21 protein-coding genes and 1 pseudogene are annotated in these 22,840 nt (G+C 34.6%); 14 read left to right on the forward strand and 8 right to left on the reverse strand.

The genetic code is table 11. The annotated features are described in order from the left end of the window. The first annotated feature begins 32 nt into the window (after window positions 1-32). The 10 genes and pseudogenes from FQU23_RS14550 to FQU23_RS16265 form a co-directional block, all read left to right on the forward strand. On the forward strand, window positions 33-746 hold the full coding sequence (locus tag FQU23_RS14550) for a YebC/PmpR family DNA-binding transcriptional regulator (protein WP_132112632.1): 714 nt from the start codon (window positions 33-35) through the stop codon (window positions 744-746). 125 nt (window positions 747-871) lie between these two features. Continuing rightward, on the forward strand, window positions 872-1,729 hold the full coding sequence (locus FQU23_RS14555) for an EamA/RhaT family transporter (RefSeq protein ID WP_147674467.1): 858 nt from the start codon (window positions 872-874) through the stop codon (window positions 1,727-1,729). A gap of 299 nt (window positions 1,730-2,028) precedes the next feature. Further along, window positions 2,029-2,559, forward strand: coding sequence for a CIA30 family protein (locus tag FQU23_RS14560; protein ID WP_147674468.1), 531 nt, complete (start codon window positions 2,029-2,031; stop codon window positions 2,557-2,559). A gap of 817 nt (window positions 2,560-3,376) precedes the next feature. Then, window positions 3,377-5,059: a CoA-disulfide reductase gene (locus FQU23_RS14565; protein ID WP_147674470.1), complete on the forward strand. Its 1,683-nt coding sequence runs from the start codon at window positions 3,377-3,379 to the stop codon at window positions 5,057-5,059. A 327-nt stretch (window positions 5,060-5,386) separates the two neighbouring features. Then, window positions 5,387-5,980 carry a cysteine hydrolase family protein gene (locus FQU23_RS14570; RefSeq protein WP_147674471.1) on the forward strand — a complete coding sequence of 198 codons (594 nt, stop codon included), beginning with the start codon at window positions 5,387-5,389 and terminating at the stop codon, window positions 5,978-5,980. 7 nt (window positions 5,981-5,987) lie between these two features. Then, window positions 5,988-6,578 (forward strand): Crp/Fnr family transcriptional regulator, encoded by a 591-nt coding sequence (locus FQU23_RS14575; RefSeq protein WP_147674472.1) that lies wholly within the window; start codon window positions 5,988-5,990, stop codon window positions 6,576-6,578. Between the two features lie 115 nt (window positions 6,579-6,693). Continuing rightward, complete coding sequence (locus tag FQU23_RS14580; RefSeq protein ID WP_410503924.1) at window positions 6,694-7,146, forward strand: GlcG/HbpS family heme-binding protein; 453 nt, start codon at window positions 6,694-6,696, stop codon at window positions 7,144-7,146. 6 nt (window positions 7,147-7,152) lie between these two features. Continuing rightward, entirely contained in the window at window positions 7,153-7,566 is a 414-nt protein-coding gene (uraH, locus tag FQU23_RS14585) for a hydroxyisourate hydrolase (protein WP_147674474.1), read from the forward strand. A 128-nt stretch (window positions 7,567-7,694) separates the two neighbouring features. After that, a complete protein-coding gene (locus FQU23_RS14590) occupies window positions 7,695-8,171 on the forward strand; it encodes a heme-binding protein (RefSeq protein ID WP_165425776.1) in 477 nt (158 codons plus the stop codon). A 256-nt stretch (window positions 8,172-8,427) separates the two neighbouring features. Then, a pseudogene (locus FQU23_RS16265) lies at window positions 8,428-8,667 on the forward strand (hypothetical protein); the annotation flags it as partial. A gap of 55 nt (window positions 8,668-8,722) precedes the next feature. Here the strand turns inward: FQU23_RS16265 and FQU23_RS14595 are convergent. Further along, entirely contained in the window at window positions 8,723-9,205 is a 483-nt protein-coding gene (locus tag FQU23_RS14595; RefSeq protein ID WP_147674475.1) for a hypothetical protein, read from the reverse strand. A 331-nt stretch (window positions 9,206-9,536) separates the two neighbouring features. Between FQU23_RS14595 and FQU23_RS14600 the strand changes: the two genes are divergently transcribed. The 4 genes from FQU23_RS14600 (at window position 9,537) to FQU23_RS14615 (ending at window position 15,063) form a co-directional block, all read left to right on the forward strand. Beyond that, window positions 9,537-11,282 (forward strand): APC family permease, encoded by a 1,746-nt coding sequence (locus FQU23_RS14600; RefSeq protein ID WP_147674476.1) that lies wholly within the window; start codon window positions 9,537-9,539, stop codon window positions 11,280-11,282. Between the two features lie 56 nt (window positions 11,283-11,338). Beyond that, the gene (locus tag FQU23_RS14605; protein WP_147674477.1) at window positions 11,339-12,148 is read left to right on the forward strand and encodes a mechanosensitive ion channel family protein; all 810 of its coding nucleotides are present in this window, start codon (window positions 11,339-11,341) and stop codon (window positions 12,146-12,148) included. Window positions 12,149-12,151: 3 nt separating this feature from the next. Further along, on the forward strand, window positions 12,152-13,051 hold the full coding sequence (locus FQU23_RS14610; protein WP_147674478.1) for a mechanosensitive ion channel family protein: 900 nt from the start codon (window positions 12,152-12,154) through the stop codon (window positions 13,049-13,051). 278 nt (window positions 13,052-13,329) lie between these two features. Beyond that, complete coding sequence (locus FQU23_RS14615; RefSeq protein ID WP_147674479.1) at window positions 13,330-15,063, forward strand: PAS domain-containing hybrid sensor histidine kinase/response regulator; 1,734 nt, start codon at window positions 13,330-13,332, stop codon at window positions 15,061-15,063. Here the strand turns inward: FQU23_RS14615 and FQU23_RS14620 are convergent. From FQU23_RS14620 to FQU23_RS14650, 7 genes are all read right to left on the reverse strand, one after another. Further along, window positions 15,047-16,102: an o-succinylbenzoate synthase gene (locus FQU23_RS14620; protein WP_147674480.1), complete on the reverse strand. Its 1,056-nt coding sequence runs from the start codon at window positions 16,100-16,102 to the stop codon at window positions 15,047-15,049. The genes FQU23_RS14615 and FQU23_RS14620 overlap by 17 nt on opposite strands. Window positions 16,103-16,180: 78 nt before the next feature. Continuing rightward, on the reverse strand, window positions 16,181-17,380 hold the full coding sequence (locus tag FQU23_RS14625; protein ID WP_317165208.1) for a hypothetical protein: 1,200 nt from the start codon (window positions 17,378-17,380) through the stop codon (window positions 16,181-16,183). Between the two features lie 116 nt (window positions 17,381-17,496). Further along, on the reverse strand, window positions 17,497-18,174 hold the full coding sequence (locus FQU23_RS14630) for a metal-dependent hydrolase (RefSeq protein ID WP_147674481.1): 678 nt from the start codon (window positions 18,172-18,174) through the stop codon (window positions 17,497-17,499). A gap of 14 nt (window positions 18,175-18,188) precedes the next feature. Beyond that, a complete protein-coding gene (menA, locus tag FQU23_RS14635; protein ID WP_147674482.1) occupies window positions 18,189-19,151 on the reverse strand; it encodes a 1,4-dihydroxy-2-naphthoate octaprenyltransferase in 963 nt (320 codons plus the stop codon). A 55-nt stretch (window positions 19,152-19,206) separates the two neighbouring features. Next, the gene (locus tag FQU23_RS14640; protein WP_147674483.1) at window positions 19,207-20,709 is read right to left on the reverse strand and encodes a PH domain-containing protein; all 1,503 of its coding nucleotides are present in this window, start codon (window positions 20,707-20,709) and stop codon (window positions 19,207-19,209) included. Continuing rightward, window positions 20,710-21,225, reverse strand: a complete 516-nt coding sequence (locus tag FQU23_RS14645) for a PH domain-containing protein (RefSeq protein WP_147674484.1) — start codon at window positions 21,223-21,225, stop codon at window positions 20,710-20,712. An 83-nt stretch (window positions 21,226-21,308) separates the two neighbouring features. Then, window positions 21,309-22,139 (reverse strand): 1,4-dihydroxy-2-naphthoyl-CoA synthase, encoded by an 831-nt coding sequence (locus tag FQU23_RS14650; RefSeq protein WP_147674485.1) that lies wholly within the window; start codon window positions 22,137-22,139, stop codon window positions 21,309-21,311. Between the last annotated feature and the right edge of the window lie 701 nt (window positions 22,140-22,840).

Below are 22,840 nucleotides of genomic sequence, written 5' to 3' on the forward strand. Positions count from 1 at the left end.
GTATTTTTGCAACTCAATATAATAAATAAGAAATGGGAAGAGCTTTTGAATTTAGAAAAGGGAGAAAAATGAAACGTTGGTCAGCAATGGCTAAAGCTTTTACTAGAATTGGAAAAGACATAGTAATGGCCGTTAAGGAAGGCGGACCAAATCCTGAAGCTAATTCACGATTAAGAGCCGTTATTCAGAACTCTAAGGCAGCAAATATGCCGAAAGAGAATGTAGAACGTGCTATTAAAAAAGCAACCGATAAAGACACAGCCAACTATAAAGAAGTTTTATTTGAAGGCTACGCTCCACATGGAATTGCGATCTTAGTTGAAACTGCTACTGACAACAACAATAGAACCGTTGCTAATGTGAGAAGTTATTTCAATAAATGCAATGGAAATATGGGGACGCAAGGCTCTGTTGAGTTTATGTTTGACCATACTTGTAACTTTAGAATCCCAGCTGAAGGACTTGATCCAGAAGAATTAGAACTAGAATTAATTGATTTTGGTGCTGAAGAAGTTTTTGAAGACGAAGATGGAATCTTAATTTATGCGCCTTTCAACAGTTTTGGAACTATCCAAAAAGAACTTGAAAACCGCAATCTTGAAATCCTTTCGTCTGGTTTTGAAAGAATTCCTCAAATCACTAAAAAACTAACAGAAGCTGAAATGGCTGATGTAGAAAAATTGATCGAAAAAATGGAAGAAGATGATGACGTCATGAACGTTTATCACACCATGGAAGAAGCGTAATTCGTTTCTTCTTATACCTATAAAACTCCAGTACTGCTGGAGTTTTTTTAGTTCTAAATTGAATATTTTATAAAACAAAAGAGCATTAATAGCAATTCACTTTTATAGCCACTAATTTTCAGTCTATGTTATTTCTTCTATTAAGTATTTTATGCAGCGTCACGGTAGGTGTAATTTTTAAATTATCCCGCAAATACAATATCAGCGTGATCCAAATTGTAAGTTGGAATTACCTGTTTGCAATAGGACTTTGTTTTCTGGTATTTAGCCCTGATTTAAGCACCATAGATGACACAGCGCCATGGTCTATCTATGTTACGCTTGGAATTCTACTTCCGTCAATATTTATTTTTTTAGCGGCCTCTATAAAACACATGGGAATCGTAAAAACAGATGCTGCCCAAAGGCTTTCACTTTTTATACCGCTACTTGCAGCCTGGCTTATATTTAACGAAGAATTCAATCTATTAAAGATTACGGCCTTTTTGATAGGCTTTCCTGCCCTACTACTCATCCTTTCTAAACCAGCTGCCAATACCAGCAATAAATGGATATATCCTGCTACAGTACTAATGGGATTTGGACTCATAGACATCCTTTTCAAGCAAATCGCTTTATCGACTGGTCTTCCATTTACGAGTTCGTTATTAGTAATTTTTGCAATAGCGTTGACACTAATGATTGGAGCTGTTTTATATGATGTAATTGTTCAAAAAGCACGCTTAACAGCCATCAATATTCTTTTTGGTGGACTTGTAGGCGCATTTAATTTTGGGAATATCCTTTTTTACCTAAAATCCCATAAAGCCTTTTCTGACAATCCTTCGACCGTATTTGCGGCAATGAATATGGGAGTAATTATTCTTGGGAGCATTATAGGAATTCTTGTTTTTAAAGAAAAAATGAGCACCAGAAATTATGTGGGACTAGCATTGGCGTTGGTTTCTATAGTATTGATTGCGCTTTCGCAAATTTACATTTAGAATGCTGTTTTTATGGCTTTGGCCAAAATAGATTGCGAAGTCTCTTTTTCAATTATTACGATTTCTGTATTTATATCACTTTAAAAATTGGCACAAGGATGAAACGGATTTTGACCGAATTTCACTGATTAAAATTTAATTTCCATCAGCAACTAAATACGAATACAGTTAGCAATATTTAAATTACTTCCTTCGTTTTCTTCGCAAAAACACCTATCTTAGTTGGAGAAATCTAACTACGACGTCCGGAAGTGACGTTTTGCTTTCAAGTTTGGCTAATAATGAAAAGCCGAGTTATTATGAAACACTTAATTTGTATGATACTTTTATTTTCTTCCATCAGCCCAAAAGTAATTTTTGACTTCAACAAAAATTCAGATATTAACGACTGGACAATTGTAGATGATATTGTTATGGGCGGCGAATCGTCCAGCACTTTTAAATTAAATTCAGATGGTTTTGGTGTTTTCGAAGGTAGTATTTCATTAGACAATAATGGCGGATTCTCTTCAGTGCGTTATAGATTCCCTAAGACGAAAGTAAAGGATTATACCCGCATTATTTTGAAAATTAAAGCAGATGGTAAAAATTATCAGTTTAGGATAAAATCTAATTCGGGAGATTATTACTCCTACATAGCACCCTTTTCTACCTCAGGGGACTGGCAAGAAATCGAAATTCCCCTAAAAGGCATGTATCCATCTTTCAGAGGACGAAAGCTTGACCAAGCTAATTTTGCAAAAGATTATATTGAAGAAATCGCATTTTTAATTGGCAATAAAAAAAGGGAAAACTTCAAGCTCATGATAGATAAAATAGAGTTAAAATAGCTCATTTATATCCAAAAATAAAAAACTCAGCTCGTGCACGAGACTTTACCAATAAGAATTGGAATTTCTAATTAGCACGATAACAGATCTCAAAATTGTAATTTTTAGTAAAAAGTAAAATTTCGGGAACGTGAATACAACTATTTTTACTAATTTAGATAGCCAATCTCAAGAGAAAGCTGTCTTAACAAATGATCTAAACCTTATATCCGCATGACACACTGTCCAAACTGTAATGAGAAAATTGAAGAAGGATTTGAGGTTTGCTGGAAATGCAATTACAGTCTGACCGAGCAAAAAATAATTGAATTTCCAGATGAGGATGCGAGCTCACGAAATCTTAATTGTTTGAGATGTTGTGTTTCTATGTTATATTCGGGAAAATTTAAGTTCCATGAAGGCGTAAATCCTGGGGTTTTCGGAAATATTTTTGAAATCTTCTTAAACCGTGAATCCTTTGATTTGTATAGTTGCCCCAAATGTGGCAAGGTAGAGTTTTTTAGACCGCTTAATAAATAAAACCAAGAGTACATGAACCCATTATTCTAGGAATCTGAGTTTCTATTTTTCGATAGTTACTCCTGTTAACACTAAAGTTAGCTGAATTTATTCAAGGAATAATTGAAAATTAAGATTATTCTCCAATTCATAAAAACGCCCTGTCATGCGTTGTACCAATTAAATCAGCTGAATCAATTTTTCTTCAATTGGAAAATTACAAAAAATACTTTTACACAAAAAATAATTTCCTTATGTGACATTTCTCATACTTTACTCAAAGTAACTCCGCTAAATTTGTTTACTTAATTCGATAACAATGAAATACATTATTATAGGAGCAGTAGCCGGAGGCGCAAGTACTGCCGCAAGACTTAGACGATTAGACGAACATGCCGAAATTATAATGTTCGAAAAAGGAGAACATGTTTCCTATGCTAATTGCGGTTTACCATATTATTTAGGTAACGTAATCAAGGAGAGGAATAAATTGTTAATTCAAACCGCGGCATCGTTTAAGGAACGATTCAATATCGATGTCAGAACGATGACAGAAGTTATGAAAATTGATCCAAAATTAAAAACGATAACTGTCTTGAATCATATTACAGGCAATGAATATTTAGAAAACTACGACAAATTAGTTTTGTCTCCTGGTGCTGAGCCTTTGCGACCGCCTTTAGCTGGGATAAACAATACTGGTATTTTTACTTTACGCAATGTAAACGACACTGATCATATAAAAGATTTTATACAGCAAAAGGAAGCCAAGAAAGCAGTAATTATTGGTGCCGGTTTTATAGGACTCGAAATGGCTGAAAATCTTTTTGATCTTGGCATGGAAGTAAGCATAATCGAAATGGGGAATCAAATTTTAGCTCCCTTAGATTATCCAATAGCGGCTATTGCTCAGCAACACATCCGTTATAAGGGAGTTCAATTGTTGCTCAATTCTGCTGTTACGGCTTTCGAAAAAAGCAACAATTCGATAAAAGTACTATTAAAAAGTGGCGATACTCTCGATGCCGATATTGTCATTTTGTCTATTGGTGTCAAACCAGACACTAGATTGTTGACTAATTCAGGCCTCAAAATTGGGGATGCTAAAGGAATTTGGGTCAATGAATATTTACAAACCTCAGACCCTGATATTTATGCAGTTGGTGACGCCATCGAATTTGCAAACCCGATCACAAATCAATCGATGAATACTTATTTAGCGGGTCCGGCAAACAAGCAAGGACGAATTTGCGCTACTAATATTGTACTGGGAAATTTACAAAAATATCATGGAGCGATAAACACAGCCATCGTGAAAGTGTTTGACATGACCATTGCTACAGCAGGAATCGCCTCAAAACATCTAACAACTAAAGCAAACATTAAGCATATCGTTTCCACCATTCCTGGTGGTTCGCACGCTGGTTACTATCCTGGTTCCAAGCAAATGAATATTCAAATTGCATTCTCTCCAGAGAACGGACAGCTGCTAGGTGCTCAGGTCGCTGGTTATAAAGGTGTTGATAAAAGAATCGATATTTTATCGTCAATCATACAGAATAAAGGGACAGTCTATGACCTATCCGAGTTTGAACATGCCTATGCCCCGCCCTATTCTTCCGCTAAAGACCCAGTGAATATGTCTGGCTTTGTAGCCGAAAATATCTTGCAGGATAGATTGCGCATATTCTATTGGGACCAGTTTTCTCAGATTTCAGATAATGACATTCTACTTGATGTGCGATCTGAAACGGAATTTAATGCGGGTTCGATTCCAAATGCTATCAATATTCCAATAGATCATTTAAGAGATAGAATGACCGAATTAGATTTAAATAAAAATATTTATACCTATTGCCAGGCTGGGTTAAGAGGTTATTTAGCCCAACGAATACTAAGACAAAATAATTATAAATCAGTTTTAAATCTGTCCGGTGGCTATCAATTATGGGAGACTTGTACCAAAGAAATGGAAACTAGTCAGGAAGCTGTGCTTCTATAAAGCTTATATAAAAAACATCTTTCTGATTATTTTTTTCATTAACTCAAACCCGAACGGAATTTTCCTTTCGGGTTTGTTTGTTTTTGGCATACCTCAACTATACAAACAGAAACTGCAACTTTATTGAACTGCCATTTCATATTTTTGTTATAAAATTTTCCTTTTCTTGAACTAGTTCAACAAATTATAAATTACCTTTGTTTTATCTTTGCTAACAAATGTTAAACAAAATATTAAGGCGGCAGAAAAAAGTCTAGTACTATTTTTATTTCCCAGCCGTAAACACATCTTAATCAAACGAATACTAACAGTAAAAACAAAAATCGAATGGGACAAGAGACGACAAATACATTAAAAATTTCTGAGATAGGAAAAGCAGCATTACTAATTATAGATATACAAAATGATTATTTTCCTGAAGGAACCATGGAATTAGTTTCGCCAGAGGAAACGGCAAACAATGCTGCCACGATTTTATCTTACTTTAGAGAATTTGATATGCCAGTGATACACGTCCAGCATATCGCATTACAGGAAGGTGCAACCTTCTTTTTGCCAAATACAAAAGGTGCCGAAATACATAAAAGCGTGACACCTCTAGAAGGAGAAAAGGTAATAACTAAAAACTATCCAAATAGTTTTAGAGATACGGATTTATTAAATTATTTAAAGGCAAATAATATTACTAAATTAGTACTTTGCGGAATGATGACCGATGTTTGTATCGCTTCTACAACTCGGGCTGCTATGGATTATGGTTTTGAAAACACTATAATTACTGATGCTGTTACGACTAGAAATCGAGATTTCGACGGCAAAGTAATTCCGGCAAAACAAGTAACGGAATCCTTTTTGGCAGGGCTAAATGCCTTAGGTGGTCTTTATGCAAAAATAGAAACAAGCGAAAATTATGTAAAATAATAGATTTATGAGCGAGCATCCGTCTTTTCAAAATAACATTTTGAATTATGTTGATTTATCAAACGATGAATGGACGCAATTCAGTTCGTATTATACTCTTGAAAAAGTGGATAAAAACACGGTTATCTTAAAAGAAGGAGACGTTTGTGAATATGAATCCTATGTTCTTGAAGGCTGTTTTAAGATTTTCTACCAAGACGAAAATCTTCGTGAATACATACTTTATTTTGCTATTGAAGATTGGTGGGTGCTCGATATTGGGAGTTTTGTTTCAGGAAGTCCTTCTAAACTAAACATTCAAGCCTTAGAAGACTCGGTCATTCTAACAATCGATAGAGCCAAAAAAGAAGAACTTTATCGTACTATTCCTAAAGTCGAAAAACTATTCAGAATCATGAATCAAAAAACATTGGCAGCGACGCAATTGCGAATGATAAGTATGCTTCATAAAACTGCCGATAGACGATATTTAGATTTCAATGAACGATATCCCACGCTAGGGCAAAGAATTCCGCAACATCAAATTGCTGCTTATTTGGGAATATCACATGAGTTTTTAAGTAAAGTGAGAAAGAGAGTATTAAGAGATAAAAAATAAGGTCTACGTGTTAAAAATTTAATTCAAATCGGCTGCAGTCGTTTTGTAAAATAAGGGTGAAATTTAAAAAAATATGAAAACAAGAAACGGTGTAATGACTGCACTACTAGTATTTATGAGCTACAGCATGTCAGCTCAATATATAGAAAAATCAAGCAGTCTAAATCAGGCGGGCGCGCTAAAATTAGCAGAACAAGCGAACCTACAAGCTCAAAAAATAGATAAAAATGTATCGATCGCAATACTTAATTCCTCGGGCGTGACATTATTGTTACTAAAAGCCGATAATGTAGGGCCACATAATACAGAGGCTTCAAGACGAAAAGCTTTTACCTCCTTATCTACTAAAACTCCCAGTTTACAACTGATGCAAAACGCAGCAAGCAGCGAAAGTGCTAAAAACTTAAATACACTTCCTGAGCTTTTATTATTAGGCGGCGGAGTTCCCATCTGGAAAAACGGTGAACTTATAGGAAGTTTAGGCGTTTCTGGTGGTGGTAGCGGAGAAAATGATCACAACATTGCAGTACAAGCTGTAGAAAATTTAGAATTTAAAATCAATAAATAATTTACAATGAAAACAAAGAATTTTTTAATCGTGCTAATGCTTGCTTTTGCAAGTGTAAGTTTTGCACAAGAAGCAAAATACCAATTATCTAGTCATATCCTAGATGTTACGCAGGGAGAACCGGCTCCAAATGTTAAAATAAGTTTGTCCAAACAAAAAGATAATGGAAAATGGACGACCATTGATGAGAAATATACAGATAACAACGGACGTATAAAAGACTTTTTAAAAGAAGAAAAAGGTGAAAATAATAAAGGAATCTACAAACTAACGTATTATGTAGAGCCTTATTTTACAAAATTAAATCAAAGCTCTTTCTATCCTTTTATCGAAGTGGTTTTTGAGATTAAAGACGACAAACATTATCATGTTCCAATAACTTTATCTCCTTTTGGATATTCTACTTATAGAGGTAACTAATATATGCTCAAAAATAATAGTAAACAGTTACTATAAATTATATTTTTTTTGTAAACGTTCAAGGTGTAAATGACATTTTGAACGTTTATATTTTGAATACTAGTCTAATGCAGTAAAAAACACATTTGATGAAGAAAATAATCTTTATTATACTTACAAGTCTATCAGCTATGACATACGCTCAAAAAAATATCCCAAATGAACCTATTCTCACGGGAAATATGGCGGCAAAAATGATTCAAGCTGCCTTTTCAGAAGCCGAAAAAGACCAGCTCTATGTGACGATTAGTGTGGTTGATAAATCAGGGCAAACGCTTGCAGTTCTCAGACATCACAATGCTGGCGTACATACCATAAGAGCTAGTTATAAAAAAGCATTTACTGCGTGTTCTCAAAAACGAGAAACAGCTGAGATTGCTAAAGGTATTAAAGATGGTTCTATCCCTGAGGATATTCGTTTTTTGGATGAAAATATTTTAGCTCTTGACGGCGGCATACCCATTTTCATTAATGGTAAAATTGTTGGAGGCATCGGCGTTGGTGGTGCCCATGGCAGCGAAGACGTTAGAATCGCTAGAGCAGGCCTCAAGGCTCTCCAAGAGTAGTATATTTTTTAGAGCCAAAAATTGTCAGCTTTATTTAAATCGAATCAAACTTAAATAATTTTCTGCTTTATAAAAGTTTGTCGTAAAATAAAAACACAAAATTAATTCTATAAGTTAACAAAAAAAGCAAATACACGAATTCAAAATTAATTTTAGTGCTTCGTATCTTTTTCAGTGTCTTTCTACTCTTTTTTGGACTGGATCACTTCTTCAATTACATTCCTTTCCCAGAAATGGCTCCGGAAGCTAATGCACCAAATGGCTTATCAATAAGGAGCAAGAACAAATAGGAACCGGTTTTTTTAAAGACGATATTCTTGTCATCAATTTTAATTACCAAGGAGAAGATCTCAAAATCTATAAAGGAGTTGCAGTTTATCGATGTCTATCTAAGGACTTGCTAGATGGCTTTTGGTCTGAAAAGCACTTAAACCCGCTCTATCTTGGTACCGAGCGTTGTTTTAGAATTATAGAAAAAAAGGAATGGCTTAATTAAACATTTTCTGTAATTCCCATAAAAAAAAGGGAGATTGCTCTCCCCTATTTAATTCTTATTTTTCAACGCAGTCCACAGCGTTAAATTTATATTTCACACGATCAAATTCTATTGGCTCACCTTTTACAAAGTGAGTAGCTCCTAAGGTAGTTTGCAATTTACCGTTACCTAAAATAAGCTGGTCCCCACGTTTCAGCAAAGCCAATGGGTTTTTATATGTCTTTTTGGTATAACCGCCTTGCACAAATGTATAGCTAACAAATATGGTATCGCCATGAATTTCTCCAGCTAGTTCTCCTACTTTTTTTGGCATATCAGCAATTGCCATCTCCAAATCACCCGTTACTTTTCCATCTTCAAAAGTGTTAATTTTCAAATCAAGTGTATCTGCCTCATAGATAGATTGATAACACACTACGCTTATCGATTTCGCAGCTTCGACTTTCTTAGTTTTAGTGGGTTTTTCACTCTGATCATTTTTACAACTTCCGAATCCAATACAAGCAAATAGCACACAAATAAGACCTGAATTTTTCATAATGTTACGATTTCGTTAATAATTTGGCAATAGCCATTGCTAATTTACGCAAATACACTGTATTATTAAAGTTAATGTCTATATTTTTTTGGTTCGAAATTTCGAAATAAAACAACCGTATTGTCGTTAATTTTCGTAACAGCGCTTCGCTTTTGAGTCAATAATTCGCAATTGTAATGCCTCACACTTAAATCTCCTTTTTTAAATTAATTATCACTTTATGTAGATTTTGACTCTCATACGAAAGAAAGGAATTCATTTACTTAATTGGCATTTTAGCACAAATGCTTATATTGCAGTATAAATAGAAATTTTCCCAAACACTCTATCGATGAAAAAAGTACTGCATAAGAAGTTAAATGAGTTACAAGCAACAGCGATTTGTGGAAATGATATTAGTTCTTCTTGCTTGTACGTTTCGGCTCTTACCATTATGTATGCTGGACAATATGCATGGATTTCTTTACTATTTGTAGCTGTTGTTTTATTTTTATTTCGAAAGATATATGGCGAAGTTGTAGGAGCAATTCCGCTTAATGGTGGTGCGTATAATGTGTTATTAAATACTTCTACCAAGAAGATGGCTTCCCTTGCGGCAACATTAACGGTGTTATCATATATGGCAACTGCAGTAATCTCAGCATCCGAAGGAATGCATTATCTCCATAGTATTATTCCAGGTATAAATATAACAGTCACAACGGTTATCGTATTATTAACCTTTACCGGTTTAGTAATTCTAGGAATTGGAGAATCAGCATTTGTTGCGGTAATTATATTTATTATCCACATAGCTACACTTTGTTTATTAGTTATTGCTTCAGGATGGTTTCTAATCAATCATGGCTTACAGACTTTTCATATCAACTGGAACCTGCCAGTTTCGTCAGGAGGTATTGTTAATGCACTGTTTTTAGGTTTTTCGGCTGCGATGTTAGGGATTTCTGGTTTCGAAAGTTCTGCAAATTTTGTTGAGGAGCAAGAAAATGGGGTATTTCCAAAAACACTTCGCAACATGTGGGCCATCGTCAGTTTTTTTAATCCAATGATCGCTTTCCTATTAATATGTATTATCCCTCTAGCCGAAGTGGGCGAACATCAACAATCCTTACTAGCCTTCCTTGGTAAAACAACAGGCGGTACTTGGCTTGCTTATATAATTTCCATTGACGCAGTTTTAGTTTTATGTGGAGCTGTTTTAACCTCTTTTGTAGGGGTGTCCGGTTTATTGAACCGTATGACATTAGACAGGATTTTACCAAATTACTTTTTAAAACAAAACAAACGAGGTGCACATTATCGAATAATTATTAGTTTTTTAATATTATGTCTTTCTGTTTTATTTGTTACTGGAGGTAATATTGTAACATTAGCTGGCGTATATACTTTCTCCTTCCTTGCCGTTATGGGATTATTTGGCATTGGAAATTTATTATTGAAGTACAAGCGCAAAAAATTACCCCGACCAGAGAAAGCAAGAGGGATAGCGGTGGTAGCGGCCGTCACTATGGTGGCTGTAGCTTTTGTAGGCAATATTAAGTTGAATGTGGACTCCTTCTATACTTTTATAAATTATCTCGTTCCTTCGTTACTGTTTGTAGGAATCATGTTAAACAGGTCGTTTCTCATTCAACTAACAATAGACGCTTTAGAATACTTTTACAAACCAATGCGAAAAATGGTCATCTTCAGTAATCGCTATTTAATGAAATTGAATTTAAAAATAAACTCACAGGAGTTTGTGTTTTTTACCAAAGGAGATGATGTTGCTATTTTGAATAAAGTGATGCAGTACGTTCAAAATAATGAATCTACTAAAAAATTAAAAATAGTAAACGTAAAACTGAAGGGAGTACCTTCTAACGAATCACTAATTATGGATCTTAAAGTTTTAGACCGCGCCTACCCAGATATTGATATTGAATTCATCGAACTTGAAGGAGTTTTTGGCCCAGAAATTATTGATGAGCTTTCAGAAAAATGGAAAATTCCAAAGAACTTTATGTTCATTGGTTCTCCCGGAGATCGCTTTTCTTATCGCGTTGCTGAATTAGGGGGGGTTCGATTAATTATGTAAACTTAAGTTGTGGGAAATTAAAAACTAAGATTATCAAAAAGTGAAAAATAAAGTACATGAAAAAAATAATCGACTATACACTCTTTAAATATAGTGATCTAAATATTACAGTTATCAGTATTATAAAACTGATAATTTTTTTAATCGTAGTCTTATTAGTATTAAAAATTATCCGAAAAGCGATTTATAGAGTCGAAAAAATTGATGTCGCCAAAAAATATTCAATTTATAGATTAGTTAGGTATGCAATTATTTTGGTGGCTATTATCTCTGGATTACAATTATTCGGTTTTAATTTATCAGTACTCGTAGCAGGATCAGCTGCCCTTTTAGTTGGGGTTGGATTGGGATTACAAAATCTTTTTAGTGATTTTATATCTGGAATCTTATTGCTTTTAGACTCTTCTGTAAAAGTGAATGATGTTATCGAATTAAACGGAATGGTGTGCACGGTTCAGGAAATTAATTTGCGAACAACCACTGTGTTAACCAGAGATGACAAGTATATCATATTACCTAACTCTGATTTAACCAAAAACCAACTCATCAACTGGAGCCATAGCAATCTCGCTTCTCGATTTGAGGTGACTGTAGGTGTTGATTACGCTTCTGATATCAAGCAAGTAATGTCACTCTTAAAAGAAACCGTTAACAATCAGAACGGTATTTTAGAACTACCTTCTCCCTTTATTCGTTTTACTGATTTTGGAGATTCATCATTGAATTTTTCAATATTTTTTTGGTCCGAAGAATTGTTTCGCGTAGAAAACATAAAGAGCGAAATGAGAATTAAAATGTTCGAATCTTTTAATGCTAACAATATTACAATTCCTTTCCCACAGCGCGTTGTTCACATTAATAAATAACAAATGGAAGAGCAAATTCAAGAATACCTCTACAACCCTACAGTGGGTAAAATTGTAAGCTTCTTCATTGGACTAGCCGTTATTTGGATACTTATTAAAGCGATTCAAAAAAATCTGCTTTCTAAAATTGCCGACAATAATAATCGATACAAGGCAAAGAAATTTAGCAGTTTTATAGGTTATTTTTTAACTATAGTTCTTTTAACGGTGATATTCAGTGACAAATTAGGGAACCTTACCGTTGCGCTCGGGGTTGCTGGAGCAGGTATTGCTTTTGCGCTTCAAGAAGTGATTGCTTCTTTTGCGGGATGGTTAGCGATCATGTTTGGCGGATTTTACAATACAGGTGATCGCGTACAACTTGGTGGAATCAAAGGTGACGTAATGGATATTGGCGTACTTAGAACCACCATAATGGAAACTGGACAATGGGTTGACGGCGATTTATATAATGGTCGAATTGTGTTGATTGCCAATAGTTATGTTTTTAAGGAGCCGGTCTTTAATTACTCTGGTGATTTTCCTTTCTTATGGGATGAAATTAAAATTCCTATTCAATATGGTAGTGATTATGCGAAAGCTAAAGAAATAATCCTAACAGCCGGAATTGAAGTGGCTGGAGATTTAACTGTTAGATCAAAGGAAAAATGGAAAACACTACAAAACAAATACCGTTTAGAAGACGCACAAACTGAGCCAATGATTACCTTAGTTGCAAATGACAACTGGGCAGAATACACCCTTCGTTACGTAGTGGGCTATAAAAAAAGAAGAAGTACAAAATCTGAATTGTTTACCAAAATATTAACCGAAATTGAAACTACGAATGGAGCCGTAAAAATGGCCTCAGCAACATTTCATTTGGTAGAAGCACCTGATTTTAATGTTAATGTTAGAAAATAAAGAATAAAAGCCAGAACTATATCTTCGCACGAATGCTTTTTAGCTTTTAGCAATTGCAAAATATTGGCATATTACAAATAAAAATAATAAATTACAAACTCCATTATTTACAAACACGCATTGTTGAAAAGAAAATCACAAAAAAAATACTTTTTTGAGTTTGTTATCTAATAATTATTATATTTATTACACCCCAATTTACGATTAACTAGACCTATGAATTTTTAAAAATTATACGGCATACATTTACTTGTATACCTAACTTGAATTTATTAGGGATGGATTATACGAATTTAAATACTACTAAAGTAGCCACCGATTTTTATAAACTACAACAAGATTACAAGGCATTAAAAGATCGATTTGATACCATAGCCGATCAATATCAGACTAATAAAAATCAGATTAATCACATTAATGAAAAACTCACTGTTTCTTTAGAAAACATGTCGGATGCATTTGTTGCCATTGACAATGACTGGAAATATACTTTTGTAAACCAAAAAGCCTGTCAAATGTTTGAAAAACAACCAGAAGACCTCATTGGTAAAAATGCTTGGGTTATATTTCCTGAAGCTGTAGGAAAACCATTCCACAAAGTATATTACAAGGCTATGAGAACCAAAAAGGAAATAATTTTCGAAGACTATTTCGTGCCATGGCATCGTTGGTTTGAAAATCGTATAATTCCAAGTAAAGAAGGGATTGTTGTTTTTTTTCAGGACATAACAGAACGCAAGTTAGCAGAACAAAAATCGAAAGACCTGAATGCAAAACTCGAGACACGAAATAGAGAGTTGTACGAGAGCATTATACAAATTCAAAAAATCAATACTGAATTAATACATGCAAAAGAGAAAGCCGAAGAAGGCGACCGATTAAAATCGGCTTTTCTAGCAAATATGAGTCACGAAATTCGCACTCCAATGAACGGTATTTTAGGCTTTACAGCACTTTTAAAGGAACCTAAACTTTCAGGAGATGAACAACGAGAGTATATTCGTGTGATTGAAAAGAGTGGCGATCGAATGCTTAATATCATAAATGACATCGTTAGCGTCTCAAAAATAGAATCTGGACAAGTGAGTCTATCTTATAAAGAAACTTCAATTAAAGATCAAATTGAATCGATCTATATTATTTTTAAGAATGAAGCCACACAAAAAAACATTCAGCTTAAAATAAACAATTCTATCGCTGAAAACGAGAATCTAATAAGGACAGATCAAGAAAAAGTCCGAATTGTACTTTCTCATTTACTAAGCAATGCCTTAAAATTCACCGCATCTGGATCCATTGAAATAGGCTGTTTTAAAAACTTAAACACGATCACTTTTTACGTTAAAGATTCCGGTATCGGAATTAATCCAAGTAAAAAAGATGTTATTTTCGAACGTTTCATACAAGAGGACGATTCTTTAAACAGACGTTATGAAGGCGCAGGATTGGGTTTATACATTTCGAAATCCTACGTTGATCTTCTGGGAGGTAAAATTTGGGCCGAGAATAATAGTGACAGCGGAGCCGCCTTTTATTTTAAAATCCCCATTATTAAACCCCATGAAATTGACAAGGAATTCCAAACTCCGCTGCCGCAGATTCCTTACGTAACTCAACAATTGAAAATACTAGTAGCTGAGGATGACAGTATTTCGTTAAAGTTTATTTCTAAAATTTTAAAGATATTCGGTGAAAATTTATTGATAGCCAGAAACGGATTTGAAGCGGTCAATTTATGTAAAAACAACCCCGATATTGATATTGTTCTAATGGACATTCAAATGCCTGTTATGAACGGATACGAAGCAATTAAAAAGATAAGAGAGTTTAATCAAGACGTAATTATCATCACACAAAGCGCATTCGTGTTTACGGATGAAGCTGAAAAAGCAATTGAAGTTGGAGGCAATGGCTACGTTTCGAAGCCAATTGATAAAAAACAATTAATTGATCATATTAACGAACAAATAATGACTTCAAGAGTTAAATCGCTTGCTAAGAGTCTTTCCTAAATTCAGCTAAATTAAACTTCCAGCCAAGGTCTTTTTTATACCAAAGTTGCCCTTCTGAAACCTCTAACGGACAGTCAAAATTATTAGTATAAAGTGCGCCTGTTCCAAGTCCTTGCGGCATCAAATTAGCTTGTAAAAAGGTCCATTGTGCAATAGCATTCAAGCCAATATTACTTTCTAAAGCAGAGGTAATCCACCATCCAATTTGGTACTTTTCGGCCAGCGATATCCATTCTTGTGTCCCTCGAAAACCGCCTATAAAGCTAGGCTTTAAAATGATGTATTGCGGCTTTATTTTTTGTAGTAATCGCTCTTTTTCTTCGAATGAAAACACACCAATCAACTCTTCATCCAAGGCAATAGGAAAAGGAGTCGTTTTACACAGTTCTGACATACTGTCAGTATTGTTTTTCAATATCGGCTGCTCTATACTATGTAGCTTAAATTCAGATAGTTGAATCAATTTATCTAAAGCTTCATTTACAGTAAAAGCACCATTTGCATCTACCCTGATTTCAACTTGTTCTGGAGTAAAATGTTGCCTGATATAGCGCAATAATTGCAATTCTTTATCGAAATCTATAGCTCCAATTTTTAGTTTCACACAAGTGAATCCTTGCGCTAATTTTTCTTCAATTTGCTGCTTCATAAAATCCGCTTCACCCATCCAAACGAGACCGTTAATTTGGATTGATTTATTGCCCTCAGTGAAGGCCGAAGGAAACAGTAAAAAAGGGGTCTCGCTTTGCAAAGATTGAAATGCCATTTCGACGCCAAACTGTATCGAAGGAAACTCAATTAGTACTTCCCAAAGTTGGTCTTTTCCCAGATGAATATTTGCACAAGTCCATTGTAGCTTTTCTTCATAATCCGGTCGGTCGTCAACACTTAAACCTCTCAAAATACCGCACTCACCTACTCCTATTTTTCCACCTTTTTCAAGTACTAAAAACCAGGTTTCTTTTTCAGTCATGACGCCACGAGAAGTTCCAGATGGACGTTTGAAATCGAGCATGTATTTATGATAGGTTGCTTTCAAGTTGATTGAGGATTTAGTAATTAGAGATTTAGGATTTTCGGATTCGGGATTTAAGCTTGGGACTTTGGACTTTTAAATTTATTCCACTAACTTCAAAACTCTCTCAAAATCATCATTTTTAATTCCTGCCTTTTTAAAAGACGTAAAATCTTGTTTTATTTTTTGAGTCCAACTCAGGCTTTCGTTCACGTTTTGAGATTGATATTCTTTGTAAATGGATTTTGCATTTCGATATTCATCATTCAACAAATAAGCGTGCGCCAAATTTAGTTTTACCAATAACTCAGTATCATCCAGCTTCTCGCCTTCCTGCAAGAATTTAATTGCTTTGCCGTATTGCTTGGTTATAATATAGGCGTAGCCAATATTAGCATAATCAATAGCTGTTGCTTTCTTATCGTTGATCATTCTGAGATACTGCTCAATAGCTCGGCCGTATTCGCCTTTCTTAGTAAAAACTGCAGCCTGGGTACGCAAATCAGCATAAATACCGCTAGAAACGCCTGTTTCGTTAACACAGCTCTCCCCACTATCTTTATACGCCTTCGCTTGCTCTATAGCAAGAAGATCCTGAAATTCCTGAAACTTATATTTCTTTTGAATTTTCTCTTGAATACAAATACAAAAATCATCAGAATTAGCCAATTTCCTAGCTAAGGCCGAGGTTTTACATTGATTGATCACAAATTTTCTATTTTCTAATGTCCAGCCTCTACTTAATTTAGTATCTACCCAAGGCACCACTTCTAGAACGATTTTTTGTTTCATAATCCAATTCGAACTTTCGAAACCAAACCATAAATTTCTAGTTGCGCTTTTTAAACACGATGATTTATCAATTGATAATCGCTTGGCATCCTTGCTCAGCGGCGTTTCTTGCGCTAAGCAAGCCTGATCCATTTTACCGTTTTTTTGATACGCTAACGCCAGCTCATTTGACGAGAAAACAGCGTACTTGCTTTTGTCATCTCCTGAAATGCGAGAAAGCAAGAAAACTGCACCCGCAGAACCTTGACTAATTCCTGTAGGATCTGGAATTGCTTTTAAAACCGAAACCAAACTACCGGCCATTTTCTGATTGTCGTCCAGCAGTGTAATTCGATAAATTAACTCCGTGGTTCCAACAGGGAAATCGTCGGTTTTGATGATAATTCTGTCTCGGGCAGAAACAATAATTTCTTTTGTTGTCGCTCTGTCTTTGTCCCAATAACCGTCTTGCTGAGCAAACCCAGACTGATAAAAAATGCTAATCAATAGCAGAAAAACTATTCTATTCACTGGTGCTTCTTGTATTTAATTTACGAAACTAGCCCAGATGGAAGTGGAAATCCTTATGTGCCTGGGTTGGGCACATAAGATTGCAACATACAGCTGGAAATAGCTCCTAAATCATATTATAATTCGATACTCTCGCCTATTTTTAGCAACATCAGATCTTTTCCTTTATTGAAAAACTTTTGAATGGCTTCTTTGTGGTCGATTTCGATATAACCAAAGGTATCATAGTGATAACCCAATACCTTATCGCATTCCACAAAGTCTGACGCTAAAATTGCATCCTCGACATCCATAGTAAAATTATCGCCTATAGGAAGAATTGCTAAATCAAGTTTGGTACGCATGGGGATCAACTTCATATCCATTGTAAGGGCAGTATCTCCCGCGATATAGATGTTTTTATGTTCGCCCTCAATTACAAAACCCCCCGGATTACCTCCATTAGAACCGTCTGGAAACGAACTAGAATGAACAGCGTTTACATATTTTACTTTCCCGAAATCAAAATTCCAGCTTCCGCCGTGATTCATAGGATGTGCTTGCAATCCTCTAGTCGCATAATAACCTGCAATTTCCGCATTTGAAACGATGACAGCGTTTGTGCGTTTTGCAATTGCTTCTACATCCAGAATATGATCGCCGTGCGCATGTGTCAGCAAAATATAATCAGCCTTCAACGTACTGATATCGATATGCTCCGCTAATGGATTTCCAGAAATGAAAGGATCTACTAAGATGTGTTTTCCGCCTACCTTAATACCAAGTGCGGCATGACCGTAAAATGTTATTTTCATAATTTATAGTTTAATTATCGCCCACCTAAAAGAGTATTCACAATGATATCTGAAAAGAAATAAATCATACATAAGGCCAGTAATACCGAAAGCAAAAATGTGCTTAGCGCCAATTTTTTCAATTCGGGATCTAATGCCTTGGCATTTTTGTTTTTATAAACAGTAATTAAATGATTAGTTAAAGGAAGATAAGCCAGTAAAAACAAGTATTGATCAAATTTAAAGTTATTAATCAAGGCAAAAACTAATACTAAAATCATAGAAAAAATGACTAAAAAGTAATGATACAGCTTCGCTTTTTTTCCACCCATTTTAACAACCAGAGTATTCTTACCTACTTTTCTGTCTGATTCTTCATCACGCATATTATTCAAATTCAAAACACCTACACTCAAGAATCCTATAGCCGCTGCTGGTAATAAGAGTTCGACATCGATTTGTTCTGAATATAAAAAATTTACCCCTAATGTACTCACTAGTCCAAAAAACACAAATACAAATACATCGCCAAACCCTCTATAACCATAAGCTTTTGAACCAATGGTGTATCGAATTGCCGATAAAATCGCGAGGATCCCCAATACCAAATAGAATAATGAGTAGTAAATATTGGTGTCAGTGAAAGCAAAATAAATCAACAATATTGCCGAAAGTAATGTGAGCAAGGCTGTAATTATAATAGCTACTTTCATTGCTTGTGGCGTAATCACCCCACTTTGAATCGCTCTTTTTGGTCCTACCCTGTCCTCATTATCCGTTCCTTTTATCCCATCACCATAATCATTGGCAAAATTAGATAAGATTTGCAATCCAAGCGTCGTTAAAATAGCAAAACCAAAAATCCGCCAATTAAAAACTTCTGTTGGAGTAAGTATATTGTCTGTTGGGTTTGCCAATGCATACATACTTCCTACTATTATTCCAGAAACAGATAATGGTAATGTTCTAATTCGCGCTGCTTCAATCCAATGTCTCATTTTATTTTATTTAATTATATTTTTTAAATTTTTATTTTAAGCCTTTTTTAATGGCTTACATCCAGTTATTGTTAGATGTTTCTATCTTATACAACCACAGATTAACATAGTGTTTCACTGTGCTAAAATCACCTAATTGAAAAGCGAGATTTCCTCCTGCTGTATGTATTATTATCGAACCAATATCAGCCTTCTTGTGCCAAAACAACTGTGAAGTGGTAATAGCTTGGATTTTACTAGGTTCAATTATCATATTATCAATATCCCAAGCACCCACTTGTTTGATTATAAAATCATCGTTAATATACAGCCTATTGTTCTGAAATCCAAAATAAACAATTACGCCCACAAACAACAAGTACAATAAAACCCCATATGCATAATCAAAAAATGCGGGCTGAATAAATTTTGCAAAAGCAAAAAAAGCAATCACTGGCAGCAGCATCGACAGAAATATTGAAAAGACTAGCTTGCGGTAATTTGGCTTTAAAACAACTCCTTTTTGAGGTATTTTACCAAATAATAAGTCAAAAATAGCTTCTTTTTCAGTTTTATTACAACCCGGAATTTCAATTACAGTCTTGCTATTCTCTTTATCACTACTGGTCGCTTGTTTAATTTTAATTTCGAGAATATTCATTTTCTTCTGAAAATAATTACTCGTTATAGTGGTAATCTGTACTTTTTCTGGTTTCACAATGGTATTCTTCGTACTCAATAAACCAAAAGTAAGAAACAAAGAACCGTTTTGCTTCGCCACCTTATAGTCGAAATACTTAAAAACAACTCGAAGTAGATTTATAATCAATACCAAAGCAAACATTACAATGAAAAATAACACAATCGAACTGATAACGGAACGTTGGGCAACATAAGCGTCAAACTGTTCTTCTTTAAATTCAGACTCGGCTAGAAAGTTTTTACTGTTCTCATACACGGTCATGAAAAAAGCCAGTATTAATCCCAGCGTTTTTACATAATTAGAAGTGATTCCCACTTTCAGCAAGCTCAAAAAGCTAATCTTAATAAAAGAATCTTTCTCAGCACTTTCCGTTTCCATAACAACCTGCTCCTCTGATAAAAAGGCAGTTTTTTTATCGCTTTCCAATAACCTTTCCTTCAAAACTAAGGCCAAGGAATGCGAAATTGCTTTAATCTTCCCTTCTTTTTTAGCACTTCCTGCTGTGTCGACATTCAATTCATAAACACCAATCAGTCGCTGTATCAAAGACTGATTTATATCTACTTGTTGAATTTTATCCAGCTGAATAATGGTCTTTGTTTTATTTAAAATTCCTTCGCTAATAATAAATTCCTCATTCTCCTTATCTAAATAAAAAGTAAAGTTTAGGTATTTTAAGTAGGCGACAATTCCAATTATGATCACCACTAGAATCGAACCTAACAATAAATATACTTTGTTGAGCTCATCGAATTTAAAAAGCCAAATCACCGCTATAGGCCACAAACCGCGACCCCATTTTTGAACCGTATCAACAAAAAGTATCAAAATACCAATAGAGGACTGCCGTTGAGGCTGATGCAAAGAATCCTCCATTTACAGTTGTTTTTGAATTTTCCCCATCAACAGCTGTTTGATATTTTCAGCCTGCTCTTTTTTAATTCCTGGAATTTCAATATCACTCGAACTACCACCTGCAGTAAAAACTTCCACTTTTGCTAATCCAAAATATCGAGATAGTAATCCTTCATGTAAAGCTACGTGCTGCACTCTATTATAAGGAATTACAATCGTATTTGTCGCTATGATTCCGTATCTAAAAAGCACATCATGAGTCCTGAAAGCAAATCCTTTTTTCTTAAAGCTAATTCTCGAAAGCAACAAAACAATAGAAAGTAAAACAAAATAAGCCACCGAAATTTCGACTGCAAAAACCAATAATTCTCTATTAAAAAATAGTAATAATCCCAGACCTGTTCCCGTTATTAGAAAAAAGATAATTACATTTAACAGACTCACTTTCCAATAATCGGAATGTAAAACAGAAAATTGCACTTCTTCAAATTTAGGAAGCTGCGTAGTATCGATAGTCTCGTTTGAGAAGTTCTCCATTTATTATTTAATTAAAATTTAGCATTCAATAAATTGAAAGCCTGTTTTATAAACCAACTCTAAGCCTTAAATTCCAAACCTAATTATGGCAACCATTTCTTTTCAAAATTTGGCTTACGCTTTTCAAGGAATGCGTTTCTACCTTCTTTAGCTTCTTCTGTCATATAGGCTAGTCTTGTTGCTTCACCGGCAAAAACCTGTTGCCCTACCATTCCGTCGTCAGTAAGATTCATGGCAAATTTTAGCATTTTTATAGCCATTGGTGACTTTCCTAAAATTTCCTGCGCCCATACATATGCAGTATCTTCTAATTCAGTATGAGGGATAACAGCATTAACCATCCCCATATCCATTGCATCCTGAGCAGAGTAATTACGTCCTAGAAAGAATATTTCGCGTGCTTTTTTCTGCCCTACCATTTTTGCAAGGTATGCTGAACCATAACCACCGTCAAAACTAGTTACATCAGCATCTGTTTGCTTAAAGATAGCGTGCTCTTTACTAGCCAATGTCAAATCGCAAACCACATGCAAACTATGACCGCCACCAACAGCCCAACCAGGAACCACAGCAATCACCACCTTTGGCATAAAGCGGATTAATCGTTGTACTTCTAATATATTCAAACGATGTTGGCCGTCCTCTCCCACGTATCCTTGATGCCCTCTTGCGTTTTGATCTCCACCGCTGCAAAAAGAATAAACTCCATCTTTAGACGAAGGCCCTTCAGCAGACAATAAAACTACCCCGATGGAAGTGTCTTCTTGCGCATCATAAAATGCATTGTAAAGTTCCGCTGTAGTTTTTGGACGAAAAGCATTGCGCACATCAGGTCTGTTGAACGCTATTCTGGCAACTCCATTGCATTTTTTATAGGTGATATCTTCGTATTCTTTTACAGTGATCCAATCCATTATAATTGTTTTAAATTATTGAAGTGTAAAAATAAATCATTTTTTACATTATATACTATTCTAGCTAGGAAGCTTTGGAAATCCTTCTCGAAATAAACGGCTGTAAAGTGTTAAATTTTCAAAAAAAATAAAATATTAACAACTACCAATTGATATAATTACTATTTTTAAACCAAGATAATCAGTAGGATACAATTAAATTCTACTTCTTTATTTTAAAAAATTCACTGATTTATTAACCTAAAAAAAGAATAATTTGAATTCGATTAAAATTTTTGTCGCTCCTTGTTATTTGGTACTAAATTATACTACTAATTCTGTTTCCTTGACAATCGAGCAAATGAGAAAATCATTTATTTCGTTAGCAATAGATAAAGAGTAACACCGACGGTTAAAAAAGAAGAATTCATTTCTCGCTTACTTAATTTGTAAGCTTATAAATAGTAGAGAAATAATCTTTATATATATACAAAACCAATGGCTTTTAATGTGAAATTAATTCTTAGCTACTAAGTATATGTTTTCTACATCTAAAGACAAGTATTCATTGAAGGACTTTTATGCTTAAGTCAATATTTTAAAAATAGTGTTTATAATAAACTACTATGTACAAAAGCAAAAAGTTACACTAAAAAATGAAATTGTAATTATTTTGGTGCCGTTTTATAATTTACGAAACGACACTTAAAAGAGAAAGACTA

The sequence above is a fragment of the Flavobacterium sp. XN-5 genome, from assembly GCF_008033395.2.
Lineage (GTDB): Bacteria > Bacteroidota > Bacteroidia > Flavobacteriales > Flavobacteriaceae > Flavobacterium > Flavobacterium hiemivividum.